This window comes from Streptomyces sp. NPDC005408 (assembly GCF_040606445.1).
Lineage (GTDB): Bacteria > Actinomycetota > Actinomycetes > Streptomycetales > Streptomycetaceae > Streptomyces.
This window is the reverse complement of sequence record NZ_JBEXEX010000110.1, coordinates 1-7,080: the sequence shown is the minus strand read 5'-3', so window position 1 is coordinate 7,080 and position 7,080 is coordinate 1. Positions and strand designations below refer to the sequence as shown.

General features: G+C 68.1%; 7 protein-coding genes and 1 pseudogene. All 8 read left to right on the top strand.

From position 1 onward, the window contains the following. Positions 1–862: 862 nt before the first annotated feature. Positions 863–1,333 carry a hypothetical protein gene (locus ABZS64_RS38820; RefSeq protein WP_355839859.1) on the top strand — a complete coding sequence of 157 codons (471 nt, stop codon included), beginning with the start codon at positions 863–865 and terminating at the stop codon, positions 1,331–1,333. A gap of 84 nt (positions 1,334–1,417) precedes the next feature. Beyond that, positions 1,418–1,744 (top strand): hypothetical protein, encoded by a 327-nt coding sequence (locus ABZS64_RS38815; RefSeq protein ID WP_355839857.1) that lies wholly within the window; start codon positions 1,418–1,420, stop codon positions 1,742–1,744. A gap of 75 nt (positions 1,745–1,819) precedes the next feature. After that, the gene (locus ABZS64_RS38810) at positions 1,820–3,583 is read left to right on the top strand and encodes a ParB N-terminal domain-containing protein (protein ID WP_355839855.1); all 1,764 of its coding nucleotides are present in this window, start codon (positions 1,820–1,822) and stop codon (positions 3,581–3,583) included. 103 nt (positions 3,584–3,686) lie between these two features. Beyond that, positions 3,687–3,995: a hypothetical protein gene (locus tag ABZS64_RS38805; RefSeq protein WP_355839853.1), complete on the top strand. Its 309-nt coding sequence runs from the start codon at positions 3,687–3,689 to the stop codon at positions 3,993–3,995. A 451-nt stretch (positions 3,996–4,446) separates the two neighbouring features. Then, on the top strand, positions 4,447–4,968 hold the full coding sequence (locus tag ABZS64_RS38800) for a hypothetical protein (RefSeq protein ID WP_355839851.1): 522 nt from the start codon (positions 4,447–4,449) through the stop codon (positions 4,966–4,968). 355 nt (positions 4,969–5,323) lie between these two features. Next, on the top strand, positions 5,324–5,650 hold the full coding sequence (locus tag ABZS64_RS38795; RefSeq protein ID WP_355839849.1) for a hypothetical protein: 327 nt from the start codon (positions 5,324–5,326) through the stop codon (positions 5,648–5,650). A gap of 115 nt (positions 5,651–5,765) precedes the next feature. After that, entirely contained in the window at positions 5,766–6,413 is a 648-nt protein-coding gene (locus ABZS64_RS38790) for a hypothetical protein (protein WP_355839847.1), read from the top strand. A 101-nt stretch (positions 6,414–6,514) separates the two neighbouring features. Further along, positions 6,515–6,931, top strand: a pseudogene (locus tag ABZS64_RS38785) (DUF6573 family protein); the annotation flags it as partial. Positions 6,932–7,080: the final 149 nt, after the last annotated feature.

Sequence of the window (7,080 nt, the reverse complement as noted above, 5' to 3'; positions counted from 1 at the left end):
GGGGTCGAGGAAGACGATCTTCGCCATGTTCCGCTCCCACGGCTTGAGCGCGGCGAAGTCGCCGAGCAGCGCGCGGCGCGCGGTTCGCTCCGCGAACACAACGCGCCGTCGCTACGCGACGGATCAATTCCCTTGCTCCGCAAGGGAATTGACGCTGCGTCACTCCGTGACGCAGGAATTCAGAAATGCTCCGCATTCCTGAACAGAATTCGCTCCGCGAATTCAGAAAAGCGCAGCGAAGGGAAAGGGGTGTGCCACCGTGATTAAGTGACGCTCTGTCAGCACACATTTGAGAGAAGGTGAAATGACGAATTCGGGATTCAGCAGTCCGGCCGGACATTCGCCCCTCCCCCACTCCCGAACTCAGCTCAACTCGACAACAACTGACCGTAGCTCAGATCACCCACCTGGTCAGCAGTACGCCCGCCCGCACCACCACTCCCCCGAGCAACCCCCACCCTCCCCAACCAGCACGCGGCGGCACCAGCCGACGCCACACCCAAAAGCCAGCGCAGCGCCAGCCACACACCCGAGACCGCCGCCCCACCCACACCAACCACCAACACCCAGGTACAGAAAAAGGGGCTACAGACGAGGGAAGTCGCCCCACTCACCACGCATTGCACACCCTCTGGCCAGCAGTCATGCGCGAGCGCGATCCCGAGCAGCGCCACCCCTATTGCCACCCCTATTGCCACGGTTGTTGCCACGCTTGTTGCCACAGCTATCCACGCGGCGAAGGCAGCCGCTTTCTGCGCGAACTCCCCCCGTCACGGCATCGTTGATGCTAGAGTTATATGTGTCGGTACGGAAAGGCCCCGAGTCGACGCCCAGGCCGCAACTCACACGAGGAGCACCGCAGATGACCACTCTCACCCACTCCGGGCAGGACGCCGCGATTCAGCATGGGGCGAACGTCCTGTTTTCCATTGCTGGCCGACTGGAGTGCGGACAGCACCTGTTGACGTGCCGAATCGTTTTGGAAGGCGAAGTATCGGTGCCCGCACGGGTATTGGTCGACGTCGAAGCCGGACCGGTAGCGGCAATGGACGTGGTCGGCATGGAGCCCGAGCAGATGACTGCATTCGCTGCTGTCCTCGGGGCAGGTCTGGCGGACCCGCGTTCGGCGAGCTGCGAAATCATGATGCATTCGACCGCCCCGGATACGGTCCCCGTCGAGCAGGCTTGGGAGATGGTTCCCGCGCTTACACCGGATCGCCGGTCGCTCCGGCCGCTGTCCGAGTTCGAGGCCCGCCACCGCTACACCCCCGAGCGCGCCGACAGCGCCTCTCTGATCTTCCGCGACGCGTTCGAGCTGAACGCCGACGCGTGAGCCCCATCGCGTAGCCCGGTGCCGGGCGGCGGTAGGCCCCGCCGCCCGGCAGCCCTTCCCAGACCGCAACCAGGAGGAGCAGCCGTGCAGTTCTATCCCGACTTTCCCACCACCGAGCCCCGAGGCGGACGCACCGTTTACGGCGTGGTGGCGAGGCTTCCGAACGGGAAAGAGTCCGAAATCGGCGAGTGGACGGGCGACGCCGAAGCAGCCGGAGCCGCTGCGCTTTCCGCCCACCGGCGCTACCACGGCAGCGCGCGCGTGGAGGTATGGGCGGACGGCGCGCAGTTCGCGTACGTGACGTTTCACCCGCGCACCCACGACAAGACCCCGTTTCTGTGTCAGCCCGGTTTCTGCGCCCACCACGAGTGCGGATTGATCCCGCCCGAGAAGTGCTTTTGCCTGAACTGACACCACTGTGCCGGGCGGCGGTTGGCCCCGCCGCCCGGCAGCCATTCCCGAACCACACCGCAGGAGGACCAGACCATGAGCAAGACCACCACCGCGAAGGCCGGCGAGACCACCGCCGAGGAGCAGCCGAGCGCGCTTGCGCAGTTGGGGCGACTGGTCGAGTTCGACCCGCGCGGGCTGGAGCTTGACCCGCGCAACGCCCGTACGGAGAACCCGAAGCCGGACGCCGCCCTGTTGGCGTCGGTTGAGCGGATCGGAGTTCAGGACCCGATCAGTGTCCGCCCGCTGGGTGAGGGACGGTACGGCGTCTACAAGGGTCAGCGCCGTTGGCTTGCCTCACTGGCCGCCGCCAAGAAGGCCGAGGCCAAGGGACAGCCGATCCGGCCCATCCCGGCATTCGTACGGGACGATCTCGCAGGAGTCGACGGAGAAGCGCTCCTGTTGTCCCTGGTGGAGAACACCCAGCGCCGCCGGATGACGGACCGCGATCAGATCAATGGTGCCGCCCAGCTCGAATTGATCGGCACCAGCGAGGCAGGGCGCCGCCGCGCGGCCGCCATCCTCGGCATGACGCGTCCGCAGCTGAAGGCCGCGAAGCAGGCCGCCGAACTCTCCCCGGAGCGGCTGAAGGAAGGCACCGGGTACGCGTTCGACCTGATGGAGCTTGCCGACCTTCAGTCGGTCGAGGACATGCCGCGCGCCGCCTACCGTCTGCACGTGGCGAAGCGCAAGGACGCCGAGGACCCCAAGAGCCGACGCGGCGCCTGGCAACACACCATGGCGCAGCTGCGCCAGGAGCAGGCCGCCGAGCGGAAGCGCGAGGCCGCGACGCAGGCCCTCACCGAAGCTGGGGTGAAGGTTCTCCCCCAGTACCGGGCGATGGATGCGACCGACCGCCGCCTGCCCGACCTCACCACCAGGGCCGGAAAGAAGATCACCGCGCGCGCCCATGCTACGTGCGAGGGACACGCCGCGCGGCTGGACGACGACGGAGAGCCGGTTTTCTACTGCACCGACCCCGCCCGCTACGGCCACAAGATCACGGGTGTGCCGGACGCCGCCGAAGCAGAAGCGGCCGCCAAGAAGCAGCGCGCCAAGGTCATCAAGAACAACAAGGCCGCGCGCGCCGCGCGTGAGGTGCGGAAGGAGTTCATCACTGATCAGCTGTGCCGCAAGCCGCTTTCGGACGCGGCATGGACGCTGGTGCTGGACGCGATCCTGCACAACGCCGACCCGATCCGCCGCTTCCCCAACAAGACGGACGCCAACCGCAACCGCGACATTGCCCGTTTCACCCGCGCCGCCGACCCGGAGGGGAAGGCCGAGCCGTTCGCCGATCTCATCAAGAAGACCGGTAAGGCCCGCCGCCCCAACCTCCTGTTGGCGTACGTCGCGGCCGCCCACGAGGCCGAGATGAACGATGCGGCGTGGGAGCAGCCGAGCGGCACCGCGCACGCGTGGCTGACGTTCCTTGCCGCCGAGGGATACCCGCTCTCGGAGCACGAGGCCGCCATCGTCGCCAAGGCCGAGGGACAGCCGGTCGACGAGTTCGACGACGAGGAGCAGACGCAGCCCATCGCCGATGAGCCGACCGTCGACGAGGAGCAGCAGGAGCAGAGCACGGAGGAGCAGCCCGAGCGCGAGGCCGAGGAGACCGCAACGGCGCCGCAGGAGGCCGCCGAGGCGGACGAGAGCGCCGACGAGGAGTCCGAGGTACAGCCGGAGGCGGAAGAGCCCGCCATGGAGCCGCAGGAAGCCGCCCAGGCGCCGGAGCAGGACCCGGTCGGGCCGCAGGCCGAGGAGACCGCCACAGCGCCCGAGGAGAGCGCCCAGGAGTAGCAGCAACCCGGCGGGGGTCGGTCATCCGGCCCCCGCCCCCTGCACCACGCGCAGCGCCACCGCCGCGCGGCGGTTAGGACCTCTCGACCAGGAAGCGAACACCATGGCGAATACTGCCCCCGCGCCGGGCGCTGAGTACCCGTACGCCGTATCTGACATTGCCCGGAAGGCCGCCGAATTCCTCGGCGAAGGGTGGGGATCCGAGTCCGGCCACTGGGGCACCAGCGGACAGATCCACACTCCCGGTGGCGAGACCGTCACGATTGGCGTTGACGAGGAGGGCGAGTTGTACGTGAACGGGCCCACGTCGCTTGAACCCGTATGGCTGGACGACGAGTCGGCCCCGCAGAGCCTTGCCGAGCTCGCGGCCATCGCTGAGACGGTCGCCGACATCACCCGCGACATCACCTGACAGAGACACCGCCCGGGGTGTCCATGTGACCCCCGGGCGTGTCCCCCACCGGCAAGGGGTTGGCCCCCCGCCGGCACCCAGACCACCCCGCAGCCCGACTGAGGGAGCGAAAAGGCATGTCCGAATTCACCGTTGGCGCACGACTCCGATTCCCCCTGCCCGCAGTGCTCACCGCCGCCGAGCACGCCGCCGCCGCGACCGAACACGGCCGCCTCGACGAGGAGAGTTCCCCCCGCCCCTGCCTGTGGTGGGCGAAGGACGACGGAACCTATCTGATGAGCAGCGCCGTACGCCCCGAATGGATGTCCGCCGCGGACCGTGTTCGCACGATCGTTCACGCCGAAGGTGGGGCAGCGGAACCGACGCCTGGCACCAGCTGGGAGGGGACGACGCCGTTACGGCTCTGGATCTCAGTGACCCCAACTACACCGCCTACGGCTCACTACTGGAGATGCTCCGCCAGGCCGCGCGGTTCAACGACGCGTGGTTTGTGCTGGAGGTCAGCAGCGACCAGCGGCAATTCCGCATGACGACCGAGAGCGGCGAACGCCCCGCCGCCAACCGCCGCGAAGCGACGCCCACCGGTCCGGCACATATGTTCGGCGGCATGATCACGGCCATGGTTTCCGTGGGAGACCGCCGGTCCTACCTCGCGCTGGTAGACCCCACCGTGAAGGTGAACGGTTGGGTGTTGCCCCGCTTCACCCTCGATACCGTGCGGCAGCTCGCCGACGACACGCAGGCCGACGCTCTCAGGTACGGCCATGACTGCACCGACACCGTGCACGTCATCGAAGGCGGCACGACCGACGACGGCGAACGGCAAGTCATCGTGGTGCACGTCCGGTGGCCGTACTACGAGGAGAGCCCCGACGGCGGAGCAGACATCGTTACACCGGGCGATGACGGCCGGTACGCCATCGGCGGTTGCCAGTGGACATGGCAGATCACCGGAAGCGAGCAGAACGCCTAGCGGCTGGCCGAGCAGTGCCGCAGTGGGCAGCAGAAAAGGGGCGTACGCGAATCACCGCGTACGCCCCTTTTGTGTCTGTGTGGCGGCCCGGCGGATGTCCGCCGAAGCGGACCGCTTGCGCGGTTGGCCTCACCCGCCGGGCCTATCCCAAACCACAACCCAGCGAGGAGCGGAGAACCGCCACGCACAGAGCTGCGATAAGTCTCCAGCATAGCGGGCAGCGCAGTTCGGACCGCACGGCAGGGAGCAACCAGAACCACCCGGGGCGATCAAGAGTGCTAGAATTATTTATGTCAGTCCGGGTTGGCCGACCGGACGGAATCCCAGATCACAGCCCAGCGAGAGGACATGGCGCATGACATCGCAGGAAGAGCAGGACCGCGGCGCACTGACGGAGCTCGGAGTGACGGACGACGACATCAACGAGGCCATGGGCCCGGTTGTCGACATGATCGAACGCATGGCCAAGGACCAGGACCGCGACCCGGAAGAATTCTTCCTTTCCCTGCCCTACGAACTTTTCGGGGCGCTCGCCGTCGGATACCTGGCCGCCCGCAACGCCGGACACACGGGCACGGAGTTGCAGCGGACCGCAGCCCGCAACACCGCGCATGCGCTGGAGCACGACGGCCGCACCGACCTGGCCCCGCTCGCCCTCGCGCTCGGCCGCTACGCCGACTAACCCGCCGGTCGGGGCCCGCCACGGCCCCCGACCCAATTCCATCTGACCCGCTGCCCCGCCGCGCCGAGCGCGCCAGCCAGTCACGCCATGCCCCGACACCCCCGGAGGCCGCACCATGCTTGTCAGGATCCAACCGCCGCGCCTGCTGGTTCTGCGCCTGTCGGTCACCGACACCACGGGCACGCACCGCCGCTCATGGTCGATGCCCGCCGCGCCGTCCGGTTCGCCCGCCTGGCAGCTGCCGACCGCCGCCGCGCACCTCATCCGGCTGCACCGCACCCAGACCCCGCCCACCGTGGACGCCTTCGCCGCCCACCTGAACGAACTCACCCGCACCCCGATCCCCTTCCCCCAAGCCCCGTACGGCTACGACCCGTTGCACGACCGCCGGGTGTCCTGCCTCATCGATCTGCACGCCGAACCCGCCCAGGGAAACGAACGCTGGCCCCGCAGCTCCCTGATGGTGCTGGAGCAGGAAACCGGCCGCTGCGCCTGGAGCCGGATCACCCGCCGCCAAGGTGCGTACGCGGTCATCGCGTACACGCACAGCGAGGTGACCGCCGAGGCCCTGCGACTTGCCGACCGGATGCGCACCCGCCCCGACTTCCGCACCGCCGCCACATACGAACTGGCCGAGCAGCTACGCGAGTGGACCCAGCGCATGCACCGCCAGGTGAAGGCCGAACAAACTCTCATCCGGGCCGGACAGGCGCGCCAGCCGATGCCGCAGACACGCAGGTCGGTACGCGTTCAACTGGCCTGACACCACCGGGATTGCACTCAACGGTGCTAGAATTAGTTACGTCAGAGAGTCCGGGTGGCCCTCCCGGACGAAACCCAGACCACGACCCCCGAGGAGCACCCATGGACGACACGGACAACCTGTTGGCCCGCATCGATGACGCCCTGGACGTCAGCCCCGACGCCATGCGTTCGTTCCCCGCAGAGCTGGCGGACGATGTGCCGGAGGCAAGCCCGTTCGGCGAGGTTATCCACGCCTACACCCGCGCGCAGGCCATCGCGGACGGTGTGCTGGTTGCCGTCGACGAGAACACGGCGCAGGAAGCGGGATTCCGCATCCCCGTCGCCCTCACCCGGGCCGCATGGGCGGACTGCGTCGCGTGGACCGACGAGGACAGCGCGCGCCAGACCCCGCAGGACGAGTCGGGCCGACTGTGGGATGTGCTGCACATGACCGCATTTGCCGCCCGGCGGCGCGGCGGAAATCGCGTCACGGTCCAGCTGTACCGAGTCCCGAGGGGCGGACGCGTCCACGCCGCCCGCCTGGTGAATCTCGTGTGCGTCATCGGGCCTGGCGACGACAGCGAGCCCGTCCTGGCGTACAGGGAGTCGAAGGTCTTCTGCGCGCTGCTGCCGCCGTGCTGCTCTTCGTAGAGCCACTCGGCGTACGTCGCGAAACCCTCGTTGAG